The organism is Rhizobium ecuadorense, from assembly GCF_001187535.1.
GTDB classification, from domain to species: Bacteria; Pseudomonadota; Alphaproteobacteria; order Rhizobiales; family Rhizobiaceae; genus Rhizobium; species Rhizobium ecuadorense.
On the sequence record NZ_LFIO01000958.1, the window covers coordinates 120,231 to 141,483 of the forward strand.

Here is a 21,253-nt window from a genome sequence, read left to right on the forward strand (position 1 = left end):
CGCCTTGATCGCGGCGAACAGCCGGGGTTCTGCAGATTGATTTATATGAGCCTTTGATGACGATAGAAAATGCAGCTTTGGCAAGACACCACTATCCGGCGGGCTACCACCGGCAGTCTGTGCCTCGGTGGCGCGTCCGGCGCGATGTGCTGGCAAAGCTGGTCCTTACGATAGCATTTTACGCGTCTCTGTGGCGGGCGACAGGCATGTGGTACGGCTTGCCTGCAAACTTCGACGACGGCGCCGCGGTCGACCCGCTGCCGATGAAAATATTGCTCTACGGCCTTATCCCTTTGTCAGGATTATATTTTCTGTTGGAACAGAAACAGTTCCTACGGGTCTTTTCAAGGTTTTCGCCGTTCATCGTGGTTGTCGGCATTTCCTGCCTGACATCGATCGTCTTCTCCATCGACAAGACCGCATCCTTAAAGGGATTGGCTGCGGTCATCGTTCTCGCCGTCCCGCCTCTTCTGTACCGCGCGCGCTACGGCAATGTCGAAGCCTTCCGAGTCCTTGGGCGTTTTGCGATTGCCGCCGCATTCATCAACGTTCTCTACACGGCAGCTTTCCCACAATTCGCCATCATGCGCGGCAGCTATGCGGGCATGGTCAAAGGCGCATTTTATCATAAGAACACGTTGGGGCAGTTTTCCTCGATCAGTTTTGTCTGCCTGCTCTCGACGGAGAAACTCGGCCGGCTTCGTTACAGTACCCTGGTACGCTGGGCTGCAATGCTTTGTCTCCTCGCCTTGATTGTGGCAACGAAGTCCTCGACGGCTGTCGTCTTGACGATGTTCGGCAGCATGATGCTGTATGGCATTCGCGTTATTCACATTTACCCGAACCGTCTTTTTCGTTCCTTCGTCGTTTTCCTGTTGTTCGTGATCGTCGGGTTCGGCGCCAGCTTCGTTTACCTCGGCGTGGCTTCAGCGGTTGCAGAAGCATTCGGCAAAGATATTACTTTCTCCGGTCGCACCAATATCTGGGAACAGCTATTGCCATTGATCTGGGATAGGCCCCTAACAGGTTATGGGTTTGCGATGTTTCGTCAGCCCGATGTCATGGAAGAGTACGTCAAGGTTACCTTCGATGCACGATCGACCCATAACACCTATCTTGAGCTAGCGCTCAATATCGGCATTCCAGGCGTTACCGCATGGACGTTGTTTGCGCTGACCCGCGTGTTCCGGAAGATGACAATCGTCGACCCCGATCCGGCAGAATCCGGCGCCAGGCGAAAGGAGATTGTTATCATCATCCTCATCATGCTTGGAGCCATGACCGAGGCAGGCATGATGCTGGCACCTTTCATTTGCTGGCCACATATGGTCATCGCACTCTCGGAACTGCGTCCCAGGTTGCGAACAAACCGGAATCAACGCCAGCCTTGAGGGAAGGTGTGTTCGACGTCTGGCGGTAGAGCGCCTCATTCCGTCGTTCTTGTCGCATCGGTCAAGATCGTCGGCCGCCGGATGGGCATGCGAGCAGCCGTTCAAATCGAGAGATAGCGCTTCTGCCAAGGCAGCATGTTTTCCTGCCACGCACGCGGCGTGAAATCGTCATAAGCAGTCTCAGCGATCGCCAACATCCAATTCTGCTCCTTGCGGGCCAGCAAGACGCATGACAATTCCATGCCGGCTTCGACCGTAATGGAAGGCCGGTTGGCGCCCGGTATATCGATCCCCTTGTTACGCCACTGAATGCGGATTTCGTCAGGCTCGGATGTCCATTCGCCTGAGGAAACGGAAGCCTTTCCGTCGGGCTTGACGCGAAGCGGCGGCGGCGTGACGTTCAGAAAGCTGCCGTCATTGAAATAGTTGCCGTCAACTTCCCCTGCAGTCGCCTCGCCGTTTCCCTTGAGCAGGATGCCCTGCTTGCACCGCAGGAATATGTTGCGCCGAAAGCTTCCGGACCATGGTCGATTGGCGAAAAAAGCGATCTCACATTCGCTGATGACGTTGTCGTGGATATTCATATCTTTGCGAAATGCCAGATTTTGATCCGAATAACCGCTCAAACTCACGCCGCGATTGCTGTTCTCGATCCTGTTGTCATAAACATGGTGGCCGGCATGGCTGACTTGATCGCCGACTCCGTAGCCGAAGGAATAATCGTTCATCCTGCCATCGCGCATGATGTTGCTGCGCACCACCGCATCGTCGCCGATCGATGAAAATGAAAAATTCTTCCCGCCGATGAAATTATATTCGACCAGGTAGTTTCGGGTCCTGCCGCAAACCAGCGCCCCCTTGTTCGAGGCGCTGCTCGGCCTCTGGAGAAAAAGGTTGCCTCGGACCACCACATTGGAACTTATATAGCTATCTTTGTTTTCGTAGGCGAATTGGCAGCAATCCGCTCCCTGGCCGGGCGCTGCGCCGACGCGGTTGTTCTCCAGCAAAACATTCGACGTCATCGTCAGGTAAATGCCGTCGCCGTTCACATTTTCTGTTTCGCAGCGCCTGACGACAAGATTCTTGCCGTTGTGAAATTTGAAGCCGCGGGGAGAATTCTTGACCACCACGTCTTCGACCACCGTATCGGAAAACACCTGATAGGCGACGCCGATATCCTCAGCACCGTCGATGACTTGCCCCCGTGTGGATGCTCCATGAATTTTCTTTCGCAAGATGGCGGGCATCAGATCTTCCTTCGATACGCTTGCCGCCCACAATAGTCAGCGGTGGTGTGGCGGATGTTTGAATATCTGAAAATTATCTTAACCTGAACGGCTGCTGAGAAATCTATGCAAATAGACCAACAGAGACCGTCAGCCCCGATTGTCACGTTCGGCCAGCCGGTACCGGGCTCGTCACACGTTCGCCCGATTTTTCCTGCATGGCGTTCTGGCAACGCCGCCGCTGCGTTTCAGCAGCCAATTTTAATCGCCCGTCAGGCCGCCCCTGCGCTCGCTCGCTGGGTGATTACATCTGTGCCGAAAGCGCTTTTAAGGCGAGTAGTTTTCATTTTACCCTGACTGCGGTTGCATCTTGAGCGGTCTCACGGTACGAAATTCCGGGAGGCCAAACACCGAGGCCGAAAATGATTACGCATCGTCAAGATATCGACGGCCTGCGAGCCGTAGCCGTCATTTTTGTGATTCTTTATCACTGTGGATTTGATCGCATTCTCCCCGGCGGATTTATCGGGGTGGACATTTTCTTCGTGATATCGGGGTATCTGATTACGAAAATCATTCTCGCTGAAGCGAGCGAAGGTCGATTTTCGATCGGCAACTTCTATAGCCGTCGAGCCAAACGAATTCTTCCCGCTGTCGTGGTCATGTATGCTGTTGTGATGGCGGTTTCGTATTTTACGATGCTGCCTGACGAAAGCCTGCGGGTCTTTAAATCAGTTACCTCTTCCGCGCTGTTTGCTTCAAATGCCTACTTCTATCTGACGACGGGATATTTCGACGATTCCGCGGAATTCAATCCGGTCCTGCACACATGGTCGCTGTCGGTCGAAGAGCAGTTCTACGTCATTTTTCCGCTGATCGTCATGGCAGCGAGCCGGTATGGGCGCAGAGCAACCGGGATCGCCATCGCAGGACTTTTCGCAATCAGCATCATTGCTTCCATCATCATTGTTCCAATCGATCGCTCTGCAGCTTTCTATCTTGTGCAATATCGTGCCTGGGAACTGCTGGTAGGCTCTCTCATCGCAGCACCGGCATTGACGAAATTCGCCGATATGCGGATCAACAGCGCGCTTTCGGCAATCGGCGCCTTGGCGATCGGCCTCAGTGCCCTTTTGTTGTCAAAAACCTCCGAGTTTCCCGGCTTGATGGCCTTGCCCGCAACATTAGGCACGGCGCTGATCATCTGGGCGGGGCCAGGCACGCTTGTCAGCAGGCTTCTGTCATTGAGGGTCGCCACCTCTATAGGCTCGATCTCGTATTCCCTCTATCTGTGGCACTGGCCGATCTGGGTGTTTTCGAACCAGTACGGGGCGTGGGAGCATGGCTGGCAATTGGTGCCGGTCGCTTTGAGTTTTGTCGCCGCATATCTCTCGTGGCGATTTATCGAAACGCCCTTCCGAACGATGCGATACCGGCCTCTGGTGTCCGTCGCCGCCGGTGCTGCCTCGATTGCTTCAGTAGCAATGCTGGCATTCGTCGGGCAACTCGCCGCCGAACAAATGAAGGACGACAACAAGCTCGTCGAGCACGTGGCGGAATTTGCCGATTACGACCCCTCGAAAGCCTTCCGCAGCGGCAAATGCTTCCTCACCTCAAACGATGGCATCGAAAAATACGATCGCGATGCCTGCCTGGCTCTCTCAAATACTCAGCAGAACATAGCGCTCATCGGTGATAGTCACGCCGCCCACCTATATCCCGGCTTGAAGGGGCTGCCCGGGATCAACGTCATTCAAGCGAACGCATCAGGATGCCGTCCTACTCTTGAGGCCGAAGGCGAAGAGCGCTGCCTGGAACTCATGAACTACGTATTCAACGAGTTTTTGCCGAGCCATAAGGTCGATGTTCTCGTATTGGCGGGACGCTGGACGGCAGATGACGCCAAACTCATCAGAAAGACAGTGGACTACCTATCACCCTTTGCCAAAAAGATCGTCGTCTTCGGACCGGTGGCAGAGTATAAATCTTCCTTGCCGCGGCTGCTCGCTCACAGTCTCTACGACAGGCAGCCATTTAAGGCCGCTGATCATTTGGCGCCTCGCCAGCACATCGGTGTGGACATTCGGGACGCATTGGCCGGAAGCGGAGCAACATACATCTCCACCTATAAGACCATGTGCAACCCGGATTGTGTCGTGTGGACACAAAGCGGGGACCCGGTGCAATTCGACTACGGGCACTTCACCGCTGACGGCTCCCGCCTGCTGATTTCAAAAGTGAAGCAGGACCTCACCGTTCAACGGTAAGGTCCCAGCCGATATTGCGCGTTTTGAAACTGTCTCGATGAGGCCGTCTGTGTTCAGGCCATAAACCGCCCATCCCGCAGAAACGATAGGGCCTGTTTCCACATGGTCTTGTTGACGGGCAGGAAAGTGTGGTTGGCGGCAATGACGATATGCGCCGCCGCGCCGTCGAGACGCGTGCTCTCCACCGACACCTTCCCGTCATTCGGAACCCTGAGGCCGATGATGAGGGAAGAGACCGGGTCGATCGTGCGGTTCCCTGCGATGATGCCAAGTTCGTAGTCGACCGTGCCGAACAGCTCGGTCATTTCGGTTTGATCGGTAATCAGCTGTTGCCCCGCCGGTCCATAGAACTTCCTGTAGAGCGGCCATGTCTTGAGGAAATCGGCAATCTCGCTGCCGTTGTTCGGCGTTCCGACCATGATCACTCTGCCAAGGTTGGACGGGCGATCGTTCGTGAGAAAAGCGCGGATGATGAGCCCACCCATCGAATAACCGACAAAATGCACACGGCCGTCGCCTGCCTCCTTGGCGGCCGCGTCGATCTGCGGCCGAACGATATCGACGAGATCGCTGATCGAAAACCTGGTGGAGGGGTAACCGACATTCACAACGCGATAACCGTTGCCGGACAGGAAGACCGCGAGCTTCTCCATGCTTTTCTTCGTCCGGGCAATGCCGTGAAAAAGGATGACCGTGTCGTTCATCAGACGTCCATGCCGAATAGCCATAGATTCGAAAGCTTGGTTGTGGCGTAGGAATTCCTTAAATCGGAATCGATTTAAGGATAAGTTGTGCAGCATTCAAAGTGCTACAGCGTCTTTCGGTTGGCGCTGAGCAAAGAAAGAAATGCGGGGCCCGTGACGACCAGCATCAGACATATCGCCAAACTTGCAGGAACGTCGGTCTCTTCGGTCTCGCGGGTGCTCAACAACAGCGGTTACGCCTCGCCTGAGCTCAGGGACCGCGTCGAGGCGGCGATCCGAACACTGAACTACACACCCAGCAAGGGCGCCCGCATGCTGCGCGGGGCACCCAGCCGGATGATCGGGCTGATGCTGCCGTCGATCGACGTGCCGTTCTTCGGCATCCTCGCCCACGCCATCGAACAGGAATTGTTTCAGCACGGCTATCAGACGCTGATCTGCAGCACGGCGGAAAATATGGATCACGAGGCGCGCTATCTTTCCATGCTGCTTGCCCAGCGCGTCGACGGCGTCATCGTCGCCAGCGCTTTCGGCAACATCGAGCATTTCGGGGTGCTGCGCGACGCCGGCATTCCGATCATCGCCATCGACCGCGAGCTGAGCGGCATCGCCGACGACGCTGTCATGGCCGATCACGAGGAAGGCGGACGGCTGATGGCGCGCCACCTGATCGGCCTCGGCCACCGGGCGATCGCCATCGTTGGGGCGCCGGCCCACAGCCAGCCTATCCAGCTGCGGCTCGAGGGCATCACGGCGGAAATGGCGAAAGACGGCATCGCGCCTGCGGCCGTGGCGATGGCGGAAGAGCACAGCTTTGCGGAGACCTACCGGCTGGCGCGCGAATTGCTGGCGTCTCGCCCCGATATCACCGCGATCATCGGCACCACCGATATTTCCGCGATTGCCGCAATTCATGCGATCCAGGATCGCGGATTTTCCGTTCCGAACGATTATTCCGTCGTCGGCTTCGACGACCTGCCGGAAGCGGCCTATGTCTTTCCACGGCTGACAACGGTCGCGCAGCCGATCCGCAATGTCGGGCAGCAGGCAGCACGGCTGCTGGAGGCGCTGATTGAGGACCAGCAAACGGGGGACGGATTGCGACAGGCTGCGGTGGTCAAAGTGCCGGTCACGCTGATCGCGCGCGACTCCACCGGTCCCGTCCGCAGCGCAAAAAACCCGTTTTAGGGCCGGACGATGACCTTGATCTCGCCCGGCAACGGCGCGTTGCCGACCACATCGGCGACCTCTTCGAGACCGATGGTTTTGGTGACCAATGCGTCCAGTTCCAATGCTCCGCTTGCGACCAGTGCCGCAGCGCGCGAATGGGTGAAGGGGTTGAGGTAGGCGGGCCTGATATCGACTTCGTTGATCAGCAGATCGAAGGGCAGAACCGGCACCTCGACACCCGCAGGCGTGACCCCGAAAAGCACGAAGGTGCCACCGCGCCGCGCCATCCTCAGACCGCTTTGAAGCGTGTCGCTGACGCCGGCGCACTCGATGACCACATCCGCGCCGCCTTTGGTGGCCTCTCGAACGGACGCGACCGTGTCCGAAGAATTCGGGTCGAAGGCGTGCGTCGCCCCCAGGCGCAGGGCGGCCTGGCGTCTCGATTGCTGCCGCGTGATCAAAATGATCTCGCCTGCCCCCGCCAGACGGGCCAGTTGTACCATCAGCAAGCCGATCACACCGCCGCCGAGGATCGCGACGCTGTCGCCCGGACGGATCCCTGCCTTGTCGATGGCGTGGATGCAGCAGGCCAGCGGTTCGGAGAAGGCGCCGTGAACGGGATCGAGGCCGGCCGGCAGGATGAAGGCCTGCGCCTGCGGCACCGCCACATATTCGGCAAAGCCGCCATCCCGCGTCACGCCGATGGCGGTCAGGCTCTCGCAGAGATTCGGCCGCGCCTGCGTGCAGGCCGGACAGGTGCCGCAGGCGATATTCGGGTCGACCGTCACCAGCTCGCCGCCGGCAAAGCGGGTGACGCCATCGCCGATCTCTTCGACGATGCCGCAGAATTCGTGGCCCAGCGTGACGGGGATCGCGGTCGGATATTCGCCCTTGTACATGTGGCGATCGGAGCCGCAGATGCCGGCGGCAGCAACCCTGACAAGCAGCTCGCCCCGCCCGGCAACCGGTTTCTCAACGCTGCGCATGGTCAAAGACCCGATCGATTCCAAGCGTACAGCTCTCATTCCACTCCTCCAGACCTCAAGCTCGATTGCCTATTCCTGCCGATGAAGCGAAGCGCTCAGCTCATGACATTGCCGCCGTCGACATTGTAACACTGCGCCACGATGTATGCTGCATCCGGCCCGGCCAGGAAGGCGGCCATGGCGGCCTGTTCCTCGGCGGCGCCAAATCGTCCGGCGGGAACGGCAGCGGCCACGCGGCGCTTGACGTCGCCGGGTTTCAACCCTTCCCGGCTGCCGAGTTTTGCATCGACGATGTCCCACATCGGCGTATCGACGACGCCGGGAGCGATGGCGTTGACGTTGATGCCATAACGGATCAGCTCCAGGGCGCAGCTTTGCGTGATGCTGATGACGGCCGCCTTGGAAGCGCAGTAAGCCACGGCCGGTCCTTCGCCGCGGCGGCCTGCCTGGGAGGAGAAGTTGATGATGCGTCCACCTGCCCCTCTCTCCACCATGTGCCGGGCGACAGCCTGCGTCATGAAGATCAAGCCTTCGATATTGACCTGAAACACCTTGGCGGTCCGCTCGCGGGATATTTCCAGGATAGACTCGACCTCGTAGATGCCTGCGGCGTTGACCAGGATGTCAATCTTGCCGGCGGCGGCTATGGAAAGACGCACGGTCTCTTCGATGCTGTCCTGGCTGGTCACATCGAGCGCCACACCCCAGGCTTGAGCACCGATCGCCGCCGCCACCCGCGCGCATTTCTCACCGTCGAGGTCCGCGACCACGACCCTGGCGCCTTCGGCGGCGAAGCGTTGGCAGACCGCCTTGCCGATGCCGCTGGCGCCGCCCGTGACCAATGCCACCTTGCCGGAGAGCCGCGCATTTTCTGTAGATGTCATCGCGCTGTCTCCCCAGCTGCATCCAAACCGGCAAAGCCGCCGTGCGCGGCTGCCATGGTGAATAGCTTCATCTGCTCCTCCCTTTTGATTGCCTGGCATCGGCTAGGCGGGGTTCGTCTCCTTCGCCTCCCGGAGGAGGATAGACATGTCGGGAATGCCGTCGGTGGCCGTCGCGCCCGTCAGGCAATACGCAGCCGCAGCATGGGCGACGGTGCAGATATGCTCGACCGGCCAGTTCTCATGCAGGCCGTAAAGCACGGCGGCACAGAAGGCGTCTCCGGCGCCGACCGTGCTGACGATGTCATCGGCATCGACGGGTCGTGAACGCGTCATGATCGGGGCAGCGCCAGGCGCGAACCAGAAGCAGATCTCCGGCGCGTGGATGACCGCTCCCCTGGTGACGCCTGCGGCCAGCAGTCGCTCGCCGGCTTTCAAAAGCGCCGACTCGATCAAATCTCCATTCGCATCGCGAACGACAAGGCCGGTTGCCCGGCCGGCCTCCATTTCGTTGATGATCAGGAAATCGCAGAAGGGCAGAGCGACGCCGACCTTGGCCGCAAATTCCGGGTCTTCACTCGAGACGAAATCCACGCAGGTCGTCAGCCCCGCGCAGCGCGCGGCTTCGAGCAGGCGCGAGGCTCCCGACCGACCGTCGGGGCCTATTCGGTCGAGACCCGGCAACAGCATGAGATAACCGAGATAGAACAGCCGATAGCCGGCCTCGGCGAAGGCCGCGGGTGAGATGCGTTTGTCCGTGACAGCATCGTTGGCGCCGCCATGATAGAAGAAGGTCCGGTTCTGACCGGGCACATTCATCACATGCGTATGCGCCGTCACCCGGTCGGCAAGCGCGGTGAGACCGCCGATATCGACGCCGGCCGCCGCAAGCCTGGCCTTGACGATCTCTCCGTCCGGATCGGCGCCAATGCATCCCGCCGCCGCCAGCTTTCCGGGAAATCCAAGCGAGGCGAGATCGGTGACGACATTGGCAGCCCCACCCCCGACGCCGAGATCCTGATGCAGGATATGGGCGAGATTGCCCTGTTCGGGCCAATAGGACAGGGTGTGGACGCGATCGACAATGAAGTTTCCGGCGCAAACGATACCGCCCTGCTTCAGACCGCCCTGATGGTGAACCTCCTCCCCGGTTCGCATCAACGGCCTCCTTCGTTCCACAAGGGCCTGAGCGGCGGCTCGTCTTCCTCGATCGCGGCAAAGCGGCCGATCGGCTCCAGAAAGAAGTTATCGCTGTTGTCGTCGTTGACCTGGCTGACCTCGCCGACAAGGACAGGTCCGCCGCCTTTCCTGCCGTAGAAGCGGTGGTAAAGCCCGGTGCGGATCGTGACGCTCCGGCCGGGCTCGAGGACCAGCGGCTCCCATGCGGCGAGCCGGCGCGGCAGGCCGTCGACCGGAACCGTCACATCATCCTTCGACACATTGCCCTCGGCATCGGTTGCGGCGAATTCGATGACGAGATCGCCGCCGGCGCGATTGATGATGTCTTCCATCTTGGCCGCGTGCCGGTGTGTCGGCGTGACCTGCCCTTCCCCGACGAAGAGCAGCTTTTCGGCATAGGTCCGTTCACCCTCGACACCCACGATGCCATTGCGCAGGCAAAACAGCACGAGGCCGCACTCGGCAAATCGGTTCGAGCCGAAATCGGTGACATCCCACCCGAGTTGATGGGCGCGCAGATAGGCCGATTCCTGGGGATGAGTGGCAAAGTCCGCCGCCGTCCAATAGCCCCAAGCCGGCAGGGACCAGTGCCAACGATCGAGGGTCGCGTTTGCCCGCTGCAACGCGGCATTGATCTCCGAGCGCTGCATCAGCGCTCCGCCCCGGCATACTCCACCGGCACCACGACGTCCTCGCGACCGGATTTGAGGGCTGCCGTCAGCACCGCATGATGCGCCTGCGCTTCCGCCGGCGTCGCGCAGCCGAAGCCGTTCGCATTGCCTCCGGCAAGCTCGTCGACGAAGGCCGCCCACATCTGCTGTATGGCGTCGGCAAAACCGAATTCGAAGATCTTGCCGGTGATGGCGGGAAACAGCGAGCCGTAGCCGAGATCCTCGGTGCTCCAAGCCTGTGCGCCGCCATTATAATCCATCCACTGCCACTGACGCGGCGACTTCGTGCTGAAGAATGCGCTTTTCTTCATGCCGAGAACGCGGATGTACCAGCTGTTGGATTCGCCGGGCGCGATGCGCCAGGTCTTCAGCACCATCGGGAAATCCTGATCGCCGGTGCGTACGCGGCTGCTGATCGTGGCATTGTCCCAGGTGGTGCAAGGCAGCATGCCGCCCTTGCCGTCGAGACGTTCGGTGACTTTCTTGACCAGTTGTGCATGCAGGGTGGCCGGGCGCCAGCCGAGACGCAGGGGCACATGCAGCACATGCATGCCGAGATCGCCCATGCAGCCATAGTCGCCGTTGATCTCGGCCATGCGCTTCCAGTTGATCGGCTTTTGCCGGTCGATGTCCGAAGAGTGCAGGAAACCCGCCTCGACCTCGAGGATCTCGCCCATGTCGCCGCTTTTCGCCAGCGCGATAACCTTCTGGGCGCCGGGAAAGAACGGCATTTCCGACGAGCAGCGGACCAGGAGTTCGGGGTGCTCGGCGAGAGCCGCCATGATCGCCCGGTTCTGAGCGGCGTCCATGCCGAAGGGCTTTTCGCCGAGAAGATGTTTTCCGGCCTTGAGGATATCGATGTAAAATTGCTGATGCAGCACATGCGGGACGGCGCAATAGACCGCATCGACCTCGGGATTGGCCAGAAGCTCCTTATAGTCGGCGGTGAACTGGCGAACGGTCGGCACATGATCCCTGAACCAGTCGAGCAGCGTCGCGTTGGTATCGCAGACGGCGACAATTTCCGGCCGCGCCTTCACATCGGCCAGATGCAGCCAGCGCGCCGCAGCACTGGCGAACTCGCGCCCCATCAGACCGCAGCCGATGACGCCGAAGCGGAATGTTTTCGTCATGACATGTCCCTCCCAGACGCGCGTCAGCCAATATGCAGAGAGGCCTGCTCGACGGAAGCCTTGTCATGGACGATCGCCATCAAGGCCCGCGTCATGCCGCCGGGATTGTGATGCTGGATGACGTTGCGGCCATAGACGATGCCACGGGCGCCCTGCTCCATCAACTGCTTGGTGCGGGACAGGATTTCCTGATCGGAAACGCGGCCGCCGCCGCGCACCAGCACCGGCAGGCCCTGGGCGATCTCGACCACGCGGTGATATTCCTCGACATTGTCGCATGGGTCGGCCTTGATGATGTCGGCCCCGAGTTCGGCCGCCTGGCGCACGAGCGGCAGGATCTTGTCGATCGCACCATCGACCATATAGGCGCCCTTGGAATTGTCCTGCATGACGAGCGGCTCGACCATCAGCGGCATGCCATAGATCTCGCATTGGCGCTTCAGGCTGTTCACGTTGCGCACGCAGGCCCGATAGACGTCCGGCTGGTCCGGCAGCATCAGAAGATTGACGACGACGCAGGCGGCATCCAGTGCAACGCCCTGTTCCACCGCCCTGTCGATCATTTCGGAAAACAATCGAGACGGCAGGGGATTGCCGTAGATATTGGCGATGTCGGTGCGCAGCACCAGGGCCGGGCGTTGTTTGCCGGGAATGGCCTGGAGAATGGGCGCGGTGCCCGGCGGAAGCTGAATGGCATCCGGGCCAGCCTCGGCGATCACCTCGATGGCGGTCTTCATATTCTCGATGCCGGCGAGGAAGGTCCGCTCATTGAACATGCCGTGATCGATGGCAACGTCAAAACAATTTCCGGACACGCCGAAAAGTCGGTTCAACCGTGCGGATTTCATCAGGCTCCTCCCAGATGTGGTAACGTTTCCATATTCGAATAGACGGCGCGGAATTACGAGTCAAGAAAATGTGGTAACGTTTCCATATTCATTATTCCCCAAGAACTACCAGCAGGTGAACCCTGCATCGACATTGACGATCGCTCCGGTCATCAGGCTGGCGGCGCCCGATGCGAGGAAGAGGACCGCGCTTGCAACCTCCTCCGGCGTTCCCATCCGTCCCATCGGCGTGTCGGCGAGCCAGAGCGGAATCCGCTCGCGATTGGCTTCGACGGCCACCACCATCGGTGTCTCGATGTAGGTGGGCGCAACGGCGTTTACCCTGATGCCGTGCTGCGCCCATTCGGCAGCCAGCGAGCGCGTGAGGTGGTGGACCGCCGCCTTCGAGACGTTGTAGGCCGTCTGCGGTTGCGGCCGGTTGCAGATGTGCCCCGACATCGAACCTAGATTGACGATGGTGCCGTGTTTCATCGAGACCATGTGACGGCCGAAAGCGCGCGAGCACCAGAAGACGCCGTTGAGATTGACGTCCATCATGCGCAGCCAATCGGCGTCGCCGAGATCCTCCGCCGGGATGCCGCTCTGGCCAATCCCGGCATTGTTGACGAGGATCGTCGCCGGCCGGCCGGCGTCGGCAAGCTCGGCGGCAATCGCCTCCATACGGGCTGCGTCGGTGACGTCGCCCAGCCGGACCTCGACGTCGTAGCCCTTGTCGCGCAGCGCCAGCGCTTGCCGGGCGTCGGCCTCGCTGCGTTCGATGACGACGACGGCAGCACCCGCCTCCGCCAGCGCCTCGGTGCAGCAGAGCCCGATCGCGCGCCCTCCGCCGGTGACCACCGCACGCTCGCCGTCGAGACGAAATTTCTGCAGGTAACTCATATCAGGCTCCTTCAGATGTCGAATGCGCTGGGAAGCACCACGATATCGCGGATGGTGACGTTGCGCGGCCGGGTCAGCATGAAGATGATCGCATCGGCGACCTCCTTCGGCTCGATCAAAGCCCCAGCCTCCTTGGCCTTGCGAAGGTTTTCCTCCGGCCAGTCCGCGAGCAGAGCGCTGATCACCGGCCCTGGAGACACCGAGCCGACACGAATGCCGTTTTTCAGAAGCTGGCGCCGCATCGTCTGGACGAAGCAGGTCATCGCCCATTTCGACGACGAATAAACCGGCTCCCATGGGATTGCCGAATGCCCGGCGACGGAGCTTGTGACGACGATGTCGCCGGTGCCACGTTCGATCATGTGCGGAATGACATTGTGAACGTTCTTTATGACGACATTCACATTGAGATTGAGCATCCGATCGATCGTGTCGAGGTTGGTTTCAACAAGGTCGCCGCCGATATAGGTGCCGGCATTGGCATGCAGGATATCGAGTCTGCCCGTCTTCGACAGGACGCCTTCGAGCAATCCCGCGCACTCGTTCGGATTGAGCAGGTCGATCACCAGCGGAATAGCGCGCTCGCCGAGCCGGCTGCAGACAGCCTCAAGGGCCTTTTCATCCCGATCCACCAGCACGACCGTTGCGCCTGCGGCGAGCATTGCCTCGGTCGAGGCCAATCCTATGCCTGAGGCCGCACCGGTGACCGCCGCGATCTTCCCATTCAATTCCGTCATCGTTTTCTCCTCCTATCTTGATCCCGATTGCTCAATTCTTCCCGACGCCGCAGGCGGCGTGATAGTCGGCGAGGCTCTTCGTCACTCTCCAGATCAGAACCTCTTCCGGATCGAGCGGCGCGTCTGCGAAATGCTGCGCGGCCGACATATGCTGCCAAAGCAATGGCAGCGGTACGGATTGCCCGCGAAGGGCCTCGCACAGGCGCCGGACGGCGTCTTGCGCTTCAGCCGACGCCCAGTAGTAACGGATGCGGTCGGAGAGCGAGTAATGCCGCAGCCAACGCATCTCGGCCTCTGTGCCGTGGTAGTGGCGGCGCCAATTGCCCGGCTGATCGAGCATCAGCGCTTCCATCGCCGCATAGAGCGGACGCTGGCCGTAGTCGGGCAGGAGGTCCGAAGCGATCGCATCAAGCGCATAGAGGGCCTCGCGCAGGACAAAGGTCAGTTCGGGACCGACTTTCAGAATCGGAAACCCGTCCTTCACCAACGCGGCCAACGGCCCGGTGCCCTGATAATCCGTCGAGTGGGCCTCGAACACGAATTGCGGCTCCTCGCCGAGCACCGATTGCAGCGCCTCTATCTTGCTGCTGTCGTAAAAAATGACGTTGTGATTGCCGAACTCGACACCCGGCTGAACGACCAGGCCGATCGCCCGGCCAAACGCTTGCCCGAGTCCGGCCTCCGCGAAGATCCGGCGGTGGACTTCGATCGTCTTCAGCGCCGCCGCGGCAGCCGTCGGTTCGATCGTTGTCAGGGCATGATCGGCCCCGCCCGGCGGCGGCACTTCGGTGCCGATGACGTAAACCGGCATTGCGCCGCCGGACTTCCAGGCCGAAGCCTCGGCGACTGCGGCAAGCCGGGCGGCGCGATGGGCGGTGGTTTCGTCGTCGAGCGCCGTCGGCTCGCCCTTGCAGCCCATCGAGGCATCGAGGTGAATCTTGCGAAATCCAGCGTCGACATAGGCAGCAACCATTTTCTCCGCTTCGGCCATGGCCTCTTGCACCGGGCGGTCGCGCCACGGATTTGGGCCGAGATGGTCGCCGCCGAGAACGATGAATTCTTCGGGGCACCCCTCCTCCGCCGCAATCGTCATGACGAGCGACGCGAAATCGCTCGGCGTCATCCCGGTATAGCCGCCGAGGTGATTGACCTGGTTGCAGGTCGCCTCGATCAGCACCGTGCTTTGCTGTTGCCGCCCGTGCCGAAGCGCGGCGCGAAGTACGATCGGATGGGCTGAACATACCGAGGTCACGCCGCTGGGATGGCCTTCGACCCTCAGCCCGGCCAGTTCGTTGAGATGCACCCGCATCACGACCGCCTTTCCGTTGCGGCGATAAACGCATCGAGTTCGGAGCGGGTGCCGGCACCTTCCATCGGGCCCAGCACCATCACGTTGCGGGCGCCGGCGGCCGACGCATAGGTCAGCGCCTGCTGGGGAGACATTCCGAGCCGCCGGCAGGTGAGATAGGCGCCGCCGAAGCAGTCGCCGGCGCCCGTGGGATCGACCTCCTGAACTAGAAATGCCGGGGCGTCGATGCGGTCTCCCTGGTGGGCGAAATAGGTTGCGCCGTCGGCTCCGCGCTTCAGCACGATCTCCTTGACGCCAAGCTCGAACAGGCGGCGGATCGCTGCCGCTTCGCCTTCGACACCTGCGGCACGCTCAAGCTCCTCTCCGGACGGCAGAAGCAGATCGGCGGCGGCGACAAGCCTGGCAAAGCGGCGCTCGGTATCCTCGTCGAGCTTCAATTCCTTGCGGATGTTCGGATCGACCGAAAGCGTTCCCCCGCGCGCCTTGACGATGTCGACCGCCTTGTCGATCACCGCGCGGGCACTCGGGACCGACAGAGCGGAGCCCATCACGTGAAGATGTCCGCTCCGATCGATCAGATCGCTGACCACTTGGGACCAGCCGAAGCGCGCGGCTGCCGAGGTGGCGATGTTGTAGACGAAATCTCTGGAGCCATCCTTCCGGTAGCGAACGAAAGCGCTTCCCGAGGGATAGTCGGGATCGATCGAGATCGCCGAGATATCGACGCCGTCGCGTTTGAGGCGATCGGTATTGACCCGGCCGAAATCGTCATCGCCGACGGCGCCCACCATCGCGGCCTGACCGCCGAGCCGTCCGCATTGCGAAATGAAGATCGCCGGCGCGCCGCTCGCAAACGGACCGACCAGCGGCTGGGCTTCGCGGAATCCGTCTCCAACCGTCGTTGCGACGATCTCGACGAGGATCTCCCCGACGCAAACCGTGGGACCAAGCGCGTCCGGAGCCAGTATTGATGCCATGTGCAATCCTGCTTTCGATCCCTGTTGTCTTTAACTCAGTGCCGATTGGACCGGCGCACCGTCCTCGCTGCCGAACTCCTCGTTCTCAAGCGACAGAAAGCGCTGGTGCAGCATGCATGCGGCCCCGAAGGCGGAACCGAACTCCGCATCATCGTCCACGACGATCTCCGGCGTGGGGAAAGCGATGTTCTGGCCTTCCGACATGTGGACCGCCACGCGGGCGGCCACCATCGGATAGAGGGATGCCACCGAGCCGCCCAGCACGATCCTGTCCGGGTCGAGCAGGCGACAGGCCTGCAGCAGTGCATAGGCGAGATGGCGCGACCAGGTTTCGGCGATATTGACCGCGGCCGGGACACGATCGCGAACGTCGCCAAGGAAGTCCTGCAGATCGGCGTCCTCGCGCCCGACGGCCTCACGATATTGCCTGATCAGCACCTCGCGGCCGATCAGCTGCTCGAACTTCTGGCCGCCGCTTCCCGGCACCAGCGTGTGGCCGATTTCTCCCGCCAGGCCGTGGCCGCCGCGAAACAGCTTGCCATCGATCATGATGCCGCCGCCGACGCCCGTTTCCATTAGCAGGAACAGGGTCACCCCTGCGGCACCGTGGCGATAGCTGTCGCCGATCGCAAAGGCGTTGGCGTCGTTTTCGACCGCGATCGGGACGGCGGCCGGGAAGGCGGATCGGCCGATCTCCTTCAACGGCACATCTCGCCAGCCGATGAGCGGTGCCAGGGTGACGAATCCATCCGGCCGGATGTGGGCCGGCGTCGATATGCCGAGACCCTTGCACCTTTCGATCATGCTTTTCGCCATCGCGCCGATGATGAGCTCGATACCCTGCGCCACCGCCTCCTGCACCGTCGAAGAGGGCGTGTCGAACGCCATTTTCCGACATGCCCGAACGTCGGCGGAGAGATCGACGACGGCTGCCGATATATGCTCGACGCCAATCTCGATGCCGACGAAGAAGGCGGCGTCGGGAACCAGTTCGAGCATGATGCCGGGACGGCCGGCACGGGAATGTTCCAGGCGCGGCTTGCCGCTCTCCTCCGACTCCCGGACGAACCCGCCTTCCGTCAGTTCGCCGACGATCTCCCCCGAGGATGAGCGGTTCATACCGAGCTTGCGAGCGAGATCGGCTCGGCTGAGGCTTCGGTGGGCGTAGATCGTCTGCAAGGCGGCGACGATATTGTTCTGCCGGATCCTGCGCGGCGAACTTCCGATGGAGACGGTGTCGTTCATATTTCAATTCCCTTCAAGCCGCCCACCCTTACACGACTGGAACAGGCTGTCAGAAGGATAATCAGGGCCGCGCGTTTGTGGCGCGGCGACGCTTGGCCTCGTCATATTTCAGCTCGATGTAGCGCTTTGCGTGGGCGGCAAGCGGATCATTATCCTCCCAGGTATCACGCCAGATCGCGCAGGCGAGCGACAGGCCTTCATCGACGACCGTCGTCGAGAAGCTTTCGAACACAATGTCTCTGTCGTAGCCGATGTCGAGCAGGGCGTCGAAGATCAGATCGAAGTCGATGACGCCGTCGCCGAGATAGCCGCGATTGCTTTCGCCGATGTGGAAGTAACCGATCTTGTCGCCGGCAAGACGGATGGCGGCGGCCGGATTGGCTTCTTCGATATTCATGTGGAACGTATCGAGATGGAGACGAACATGCGCCGATCCCGTCTCGGAGATGAACTTGAGCCCCTGGGCCGTGGTGTTCAGCAGGTTCGTCTCGAACCGGTTGACCACCTCCAGCACGAGATCGACATTCGCCTGCCTGGCGACCTCGCCGGTCGCGGCGATCGCGGCGACGCTGTTGTCCCAGCCCTTCTTCGTCGGCTGACGATTGTACTTGGTGTGCGCGGAATAAAGAATCCCGCCGAGCTTGTTGCCGCCGATATCGCGGACCGCACGAACGGCATCGGCCAGCGTCTGCCTTCCCGCGTTCACCGCTGCAGCGTCCTCGCTCGATACGTCCTTGTCGAGCGGCAGACCCATGGTCACGCCGATTTCCACATCCAGAGACTGGGCCAGCCTTGCCAGCCGATCGAGATTGAATTTCTCGGGGCGCAGATAGGCAAATTCGATGGTGCGATATCCGTGTTCGGCGGTCTTGTTGAGGGCCATCTCCAGCCCTTCCTGCGTTTGGCCGCCTGTCCATACAAATGAATGGATACCCAATCGACGCATAGGTTTTCCTCCGCGATACTCCCGTGATTATGGACAGTGCTATGTCATTTAGTTTGGTAACACAACAAATAATTTTTGGAACGGCTTTTTGCTGCCTCGCAAACTTTCCTTGCATTGCAGCATTTTAACTCGACTACCATTGCTACCACTCCCTTTGACGAGATTAGTTCTCGCAAAATTCAATGGGATAGACGATAGATTTGCATGTTTAGACAACAAATATTGCGCTGTTGGCTTTTTTGGCCTACACAAGCACCGGCGAAATAATCTCGCTGCTATCTGGGAGGATTGGAAATGCACTATGCTTTGAAGGCTAGCGCGCTTGCGCTGACGCTCGGCCTCGCCACGACTGCTTCGCCGGCCCGGGCTGATTTCTGGTCTGACGCCGGGGCTAAATACAAGGGCGTGACGCTGCACGGCGTCACCGAAAGCACCCCGCCATCGAACTACATCAAGAACGTGCTCGCGCCGGAATTCGAAAAGAAGACCGGCATCAAGGTCGAAATCGAGACGACATCCTGGGATCAGATGTACGACAAGGCCATCAAGGACATGGAAGCCAAGACCGGCATCTACGACATGGTCTATATCGAGCAGGACATCATCTATTCCTATCTCGCCAGGAATTTCCTCGTTGACATCACCAAGACGCTGAAGGACCAGCCGGATCTGAAGGCGCCGACCTACGACGATACGAACTTCACCAGCTTCGCCGACTACTTCAAGGATGCCAACGGCGATCTCTTCGGCACGCCGATGGAAGCTTTCCTGAAGACATATCTCTATCGCAAGGATCTCTTCGACGATCCGAAGATCAAGGAGGCCTTCAAAAAGGAGGCCGGCAAGGACCTGAAGCCGGCGACCACCCACGAGGAATACACTGAGATCGCCGAGTTCTTCACCAAATACGGCAAGGACAACGGCCTGGAGCTCTGGGGTACGACCGCTCAGGCCCATACGGGCCATCCGGCGTCCTGGTACGAATTCTTCGAATCCATCGTGCCGACGTTCGGCGTCTATAATTGGGGCATCGACGCCAAGAACAATTATGCGGCGACGGTCGAACACGGCGGCACGATGAACGGCGACAAGGCGAAGGCCGCGTTGAAATACTGGCTGCACCTGCGCGACATCGCTCCGCCGGAATCGACGCAGTCGACCTGGACGGAGACGGCAACAACCTTCGCGGCCGGCCGCGTCGCTCAGGGGCTGATCTACGGTGAGAATGCCGCGTGGATTGCAAGCGATGCCGCGCAGTCGAAGGTTGTGGGACAGGTCGGGTTCGCACTGCCGCCGCTCGAGCCGGGCGTGCTGGACGATGCGAAAGCCGGAAAGGGCTATATCGGCTACTACGATGGCGGCGCCTTCGGCGTGCCGGTCACGTCGAAGAACAAGGAAGCGTCGCTGCTGTTTCTCGAATTCATCGGCCAGAACGAGGTGCAGCCCGACTGGGCCATCGCCGCGCCGCGCATCACCAACAAGGCAACGTTCGACGATCCCAAGGTGAAGGAGATGGACACCAAGCTCGGCGGCTTCTACACGATGCTGAAGGACGAGGGCAAACTCTTCGCCGGCGCTCCTCCCTACCCCTTCCATGCGCAGGTGCGTGAAGCGACCGCTCCGATCTTCTACGACATCCTGACCGGCAAGATCGCCCCCGATGAAGGCCTCGACCAGATGGCGGCCAAGGCCGAAGAAGAACTGACATCGCTCGGCTATCGCAAATAAACATCCTCCCCGACTGACGGGTCGTGTCCTACGACCCGTCATCTTTCGCTTCCTGCGTGGGGCGGACGTCGACATCAGGTTCAATGGGGGATAGGCGATGCATTCGCAGAAGCTCGGGTGGCTGTTGCTGTCACCGACCATAGTGATCCTCGGGCTGTTCGGGATCTTTCCGTTCATCTACGTCCTCTGGGTCTCGTTCCATGCATGGAACCCGTTCGCGGCCAATCCGGGCATGGTCTTCAACTGGTCCGACAACTATCGGCGGCTCGTCTTCGACGCGCAGTTCCTGGCCTCGCTCGGCATCACCCTGGCATTCGTCTTCTTCGCGGTCGTGTCGGAGCTGGTCCTCGGCTATGTCCTCGCCCAGGCGCTGCTCAAGGATTTTCCAGGGAAAGCGGTGTTTCGCACCATCCACACCCTGCCGCTGATCATGGCGCCGATCATCGTCGGCTCCGTGTGGAAGCTGATGACCACACCGTCGATCGGCATCATTCCCTATCTTCTCAGGAGCTGGTTCGGCTACGATCTGAATATCGGCCAGAGTGCTGCCGCAGCCTTCACCGTCACGGTGATCATGGACATCTGGCACTGGACGCCACTCGTCACCCTTTCGCTGATCGCCGCCCTGGTCTCGCTGCCGCCGGATCCGTTCGAGCAGGCGCAGATCGATGGCGCGGGCAAGCGTCAGATCTTCTGGCACATCACGCTTCCGCTGATCCGCCCGGCGCTCATCGCCACGGTGTTCATCCGGCTGATGGATGCGCTGCGCACCGTCGACGAGGTCCTGATGCTGACCGGCGGCGGCCCGGGTTCATCGACCCGCTACATCGGCGTCCATATTTTCAGGGAAGTCTTCCCCAAGACGAACTACGGCTACGGTTCGGCGATCTCGGTCATCGTCCTTTACCTCACCATCGTCGTCTGCTGGCTGCTCTATGTCGGCCTGATTGCGCCCCGTGTGAAGAGAGGCTGACGC

At 60.4% G+C, this 21,253-nt stretch carries 19 protein-coding genes; 5 read left to right on the forward strand and 14 right to left on the reverse strand.

The genetic code is table 11. The annotated features are described in order from the left end of the window. The first annotated feature begins 56 nt into the window (after nucleotides 1-56). Nucleotides 57-1,391 carry an O-antigen ligase family protein gene (locus tag AF337_RS17880; RefSeq protein WP_049733126.1) on the forward strand — a complete coding sequence of 445 codons (1,335 nt, stop codon included), beginning with the start codon at nucleotides 57-59 and terminating at the stop codon, nucleotides 1,389-1,391. A 101-nt stretch (nucleotides 1,392-1,492) separates the two neighbouring features. Here AF337_RS17880 and AF337_RS17885 read toward each other — a convergent pair whose 3' ends face one another. Further along, nucleotides 1,493-2,638: a right-handed parallel beta-helix repeat-containing protein gene (locus AF337_RS17885; RefSeq protein WP_049733127.1), complete on the reverse strand. Its 1,146-nt coding sequence runs from the start codon at nucleotides 2,636-2,638 to the stop codon at nucleotides 1,493-1,495. Nucleotides 2,639-3,039: 401 nt separating this feature from the next. Between AF337_RS17885 and AF337_RS17890 the strand changes: the two genes are divergently transcribed. Further along, nucleotides 3,040-4,884, forward strand: a complete 1,845-nt coding sequence (locus AF337_RS17890) for an acyltransferase family protein (RefSeq protein WP_049733128.1) — start codon at nucleotides 3,040-3,042, stop codon at nucleotides 4,882-4,884. Between the two features lie 53 nt (nucleotides 4,885-4,937). Here AF337_RS17890 and AF337_RS17895 read toward each other — a convergent pair whose 3' ends face one another. After that, on the reverse strand, nucleotides 4,938-5,588 hold the full coding sequence (locus tag AF337_RS17895) for an esterase/lipase family protein (protein ID WP_049733129.1): 651 nt from the start codon (nucleotides 5,586-5,588) through the stop codon (nucleotides 4,938-4,940). 153 nt (nucleotides 5,589-5,741) lie between these two features. On the opposite strand from AF337_RS17895, the gene AF337_RS17900 reads away from it, so the two are divergent. Further along, nucleotides 5,742-6,776, forward strand: a complete 1,035-nt coding sequence (locus AF337_RS17900) for a LacI family DNA-binding transcriptional regulator (protein WP_049733162.1) — start codon at nucleotides 5,742-5,744, stop codon at nucleotides 6,774-6,776. Here AF337_RS17900 and AF337_RS17905 read toward each other — a convergent pair. From AF337_RS17905 to AF337_RS17960, 12 genes are all read right to left on the reverse strand, one after another. After that, nucleotides 6,773-7,783, reverse strand: a complete 1,011-nt coding sequence (locus AF337_RS17905) for a zinc-dependent alcohol dehydrogenase family protein (protein ID WP_049733130.1) — start codon at nucleotides 7,781-7,783, stop codon at nucleotides 6,773-6,775. The two genes, AF337_RS17900 and AF337_RS17905, sit on opposite strands and share 4 nt — an antisense overlap. A 56-nt stretch (nucleotides 7,784-7,839) precedes the next feature. Beyond that, nucleotides 7,840-8,628: an L-iditol 2-dehydrogenase gene (locus tag AF337_RS17910; RefSeq protein WP_049733131.1), complete on the reverse strand. Its 789-nt coding sequence runs from the start codon at nucleotides 8,626-8,628 to the stop codon at nucleotides 7,840-7,842. A 102-nt stretch (nucleotides 8,629-8,730) separates the two neighbouring features. Then, entirely contained in the window at nucleotides 8,731-9,783 is a 1,053-nt protein-coding gene (locus AF337_RS17915; RefSeq protein WP_049733132.1) for a carbohydrate kinase family protein, read from the reverse strand. Next, entirely contained in the window at nucleotides 9,783-10,454 is a 672-nt protein-coding gene (locus tag AF337_RS17920; RefSeq protein WP_049733133.1) for a D-lyxose/D-mannose family sugar isomerase, read from the reverse strand. Before AF337_RS17920 ends, AF337_RS17915 begins: the two co-directional genes overlap by 1 nt. After that, a complete protein-coding gene (locus AF337_RS17925) occupies nucleotides 10,454-11,608 on the reverse strand; it encodes a Gfo/Idh/MocA family protein (protein ID WP_049733134.1) in 1,155 nt (384 codons plus the stop codon). The genes AF337_RS17920 and AF337_RS17925 overlap by 1 nt, the downstream gene beginning before the upstream one ends. A gap of 23 nt (nucleotides 11,609-11,631) precedes the next feature. Next, a complete protein-coding gene (locus AF337_RS17930; protein ID WP_049733135.1) occupies nucleotides 11,632-12,456 on the reverse strand; it encodes a class I fructose-bisphosphate aldolase in 825 nt (274 codons plus the stop codon). 105 nt (nucleotides 12,457-12,561) lie between these two features. Continuing rightward, a complete protein-coding gene (locus tag AF337_RS17935; protein WP_049733136.1) occupies nucleotides 12,562-13,335 on the reverse strand; it encodes an SDR family NAD(P)-dependent oxidoreductase in 774 nt (257 codons plus the stop codon). An 11-nt stretch (nucleotides 13,336-13,346) separates the two neighbouring features. Continuing rightward, a complete protein-coding gene (locus tag AF337_RS17940) occupies nucleotides 13,347-14,072 on the reverse strand; it encodes an SDR family oxidoreductase (protein WP_049733137.1) in 726 nt (241 codons plus the stop codon). A 31-nt stretch (nucleotides 14,073-14,103) separates the two neighbouring features. Further along, on the reverse strand, nucleotides 14,104-15,381 hold the full coding sequence (locus AF337_RS17945) for a D-tagatose-bisphosphate aldolase, class II, non-catalytic subunit (protein ID WP_049733138.1): 1,278 nt from the start codon (nucleotides 15,379-15,381) through the stop codon (nucleotides 14,104-14,106). Beyond that, complete coding sequence (locus AF337_RS17950; protein ID WP_049733139.1) at nucleotides 15,381-16,358, reverse strand: tagatose kinase; 978 nt, start codon at nucleotides 16,356-16,358, stop codon at nucleotides 15,381-15,383. Before AF337_RS17950 ends, AF337_RS17945 begins: the two co-directional genes overlap by 1 nt. A 30-nt stretch (nucleotides 16,359-16,388) precedes the next feature. Continuing rightward, entirely contained in the window at nucleotides 16,389-17,603 is a 1,215-nt protein-coding gene (locus tag AF337_RS17955; RefSeq protein WP_049733140.1) for an ROK family transcriptional regulator, read from the reverse strand. 61 nt (nucleotides 17,604-17,664) lie between these two features. Further along, on the reverse strand, nucleotides 17,665-18,549 hold the full coding sequence (locus AF337_RS17960) for a sugar phosphate isomerase/epimerase family protein (protein WP_049733141.1): 885 nt from the start codon (nucleotides 18,547-18,549) through the stop codon (nucleotides 17,665-17,667). Nucleotides 18,550-18,843: 294 nt separating this feature from the next. On the opposite strand from AF337_RS17960, the gene AF337_RS17965 reads away from it, so the two are divergent. Together AF337_RS17965 and AF337_RS17970 are read left to right on the forward strand one after the other, a co-directional pair. Further along, a complete protein-coding gene (locus AF337_RS17965) occupies nucleotides 18,844-20,277 on the forward strand; it encodes an extracellular solute-binding protein (RefSeq protein WP_049733142.1) in 1,434 nt (477 codons plus the stop codon). 97 nt (nucleotides 20,278-20,374) lie between these two features. Further along, on the forward strand, nucleotides 20,375-21,250 hold the full coding sequence (locus tag AF337_RS17970) for a carbohydrate ABC transporter permease (RefSeq protein ID WP_049733143.1): 876 nt from the start codon (nucleotides 20,375-20,377) through the stop codon (nucleotides 21,248-21,250). The last annotated feature ends 3 nt before the right edge of the window (nucleotides 21,251-21,253 follow it).

What these genes read in the sequence shown, in the direction of transcription:
- AF337_RS17880 (WP_049733126.1), top strand. Translation starts at nt 57, where the DNA reads ATGACGATAGAAAATGCAGCTTTGGCAAGACACCACTATCCGGCGGGC.
- AF337_RS17885 (WP_049733127.1), bottom strand. Translation starts at nt 2,638, where the DNA reads ATGCCCGCCATCTTGCGAAAGAAAATTCATGGAGCATCCACACGGGGG.
- AF337_RS17890 (WP_049733128.1), top strand. Translation starts at nt 3,040, where the DNA reads ATGATTACGCATCGTCAAGATATCGACGGCCTGCGAGCCGTAGCCGTC.
- AF337_RS17895 (WP_049733129.1), bottom strand. Translation starts at nt 5,588, where the DNA reads ATGAACGACACGGTCATCCTTTTTCACGGCATTGCCCGGACGAAGAAA.
- AF337_RS17905 (WP_049733130.1), bottom strand. Translation starts at nt 7,783, where the DNA reads ATGAGAGCTGTACGCTTGGAATCGATCGGGTCTTTGACCATGCGCAGC.
- AF337_RS17910 (WP_049733131.1), bottom strand. Translation starts at nt 8,628, where the DNA reads ATGACATCTACAGAAAATGCGCGGCTCTCCGGCAAGGTGGCATTGGTC.
- AF337_RS17915 (WP_049733132.1), bottom strand. Translation starts at nt 9,783, where the DNA reads ATGCGAACCGGGGAGGAGGTTCACCATCAGGGCGGTCTGAAGCAGGGC.
- AF337_RS17920 (WP_049733133.1), bottom strand. Translation starts at nt 10,454, where the DNA reads ATGCAGCGCTCGGAGATCAATGCCGCGTTGCAGCGGGCAAACGCGACC.
- AF337_RS17925 (WP_049733134.1), bottom strand. Translation starts at nt 11,608, where the DNA reads ATGACGAAAACATTCCGCTTCGGCGTCATCGGCTGCGGTCTGATGGGG.
- AF337_RS17930 (WP_049733135.1), bottom strand. Translation starts at nt 12,456, where the DNA reads ATGAAATCCGCACGGTTGAACCGACTTTTCGGCGTGTCCGGAAATTGT.
- AF337_RS17935 (WP_049733136.1), bottom strand. Translation starts at nt 13,335, where the DNA reads ATGAGTTACCTGCAGAAATTTCGTCTCGACGGCGAGCGTGCGGTGGTC.
- AF337_RS17940 (WP_049733137.1), bottom strand. Translation starts at nt 14,072, where the DNA reads ATGACGGAATTGAATGGGAAGATCGCGGCGGTCACCGGTGCGGCCTCA.
- AF337_RS17945 (WP_049733138.1), bottom strand. Translation starts at nt 15,381, where the DNA reads ATGCGGGTGCATCTCAACGAACTGGCCGGGCTGAGGGTCGAAGGCCAT.
- AF337_RS17950 (WP_049733139.1), bottom strand. Translation starts at nt 16,358, where the DNA reads ATGGCATCAATACTGGCTCCGGACGCGCTTGGTCCCACGGTTTGCGTC.
- AF337_RS17955 (WP_049733140.1), bottom strand. Translation starts at nt 17,603, where the DNA reads ATGAACGACACCGTCTCCATCGGAAGTTCGCCGCGCAGGATCCGGCAG.
- AF337_RS17960 (WP_049733141.1), bottom strand. Translation starts at nt 18,549, where the DNA reads ATGCGTCGATTGGGTATCCATTCATTTGTATGGACAGGCGGCCAAACG.
- AF337_RS17965 (WP_049733142.1), top strand. Translation starts at nt 18,844, where the DNA reads ATGCACTATGCTTTGAAGGCTAGCGCGCTTGCGCTGACGCTCGGCCTC.
- AF337_RS17970 (WP_049733143.1), top strand. Translation starts at nt 20,375, where the DNA reads ATGCATTCGCAGAAGCTCGGGTGGCTGTTGCTGTCACCGACCATAGTG.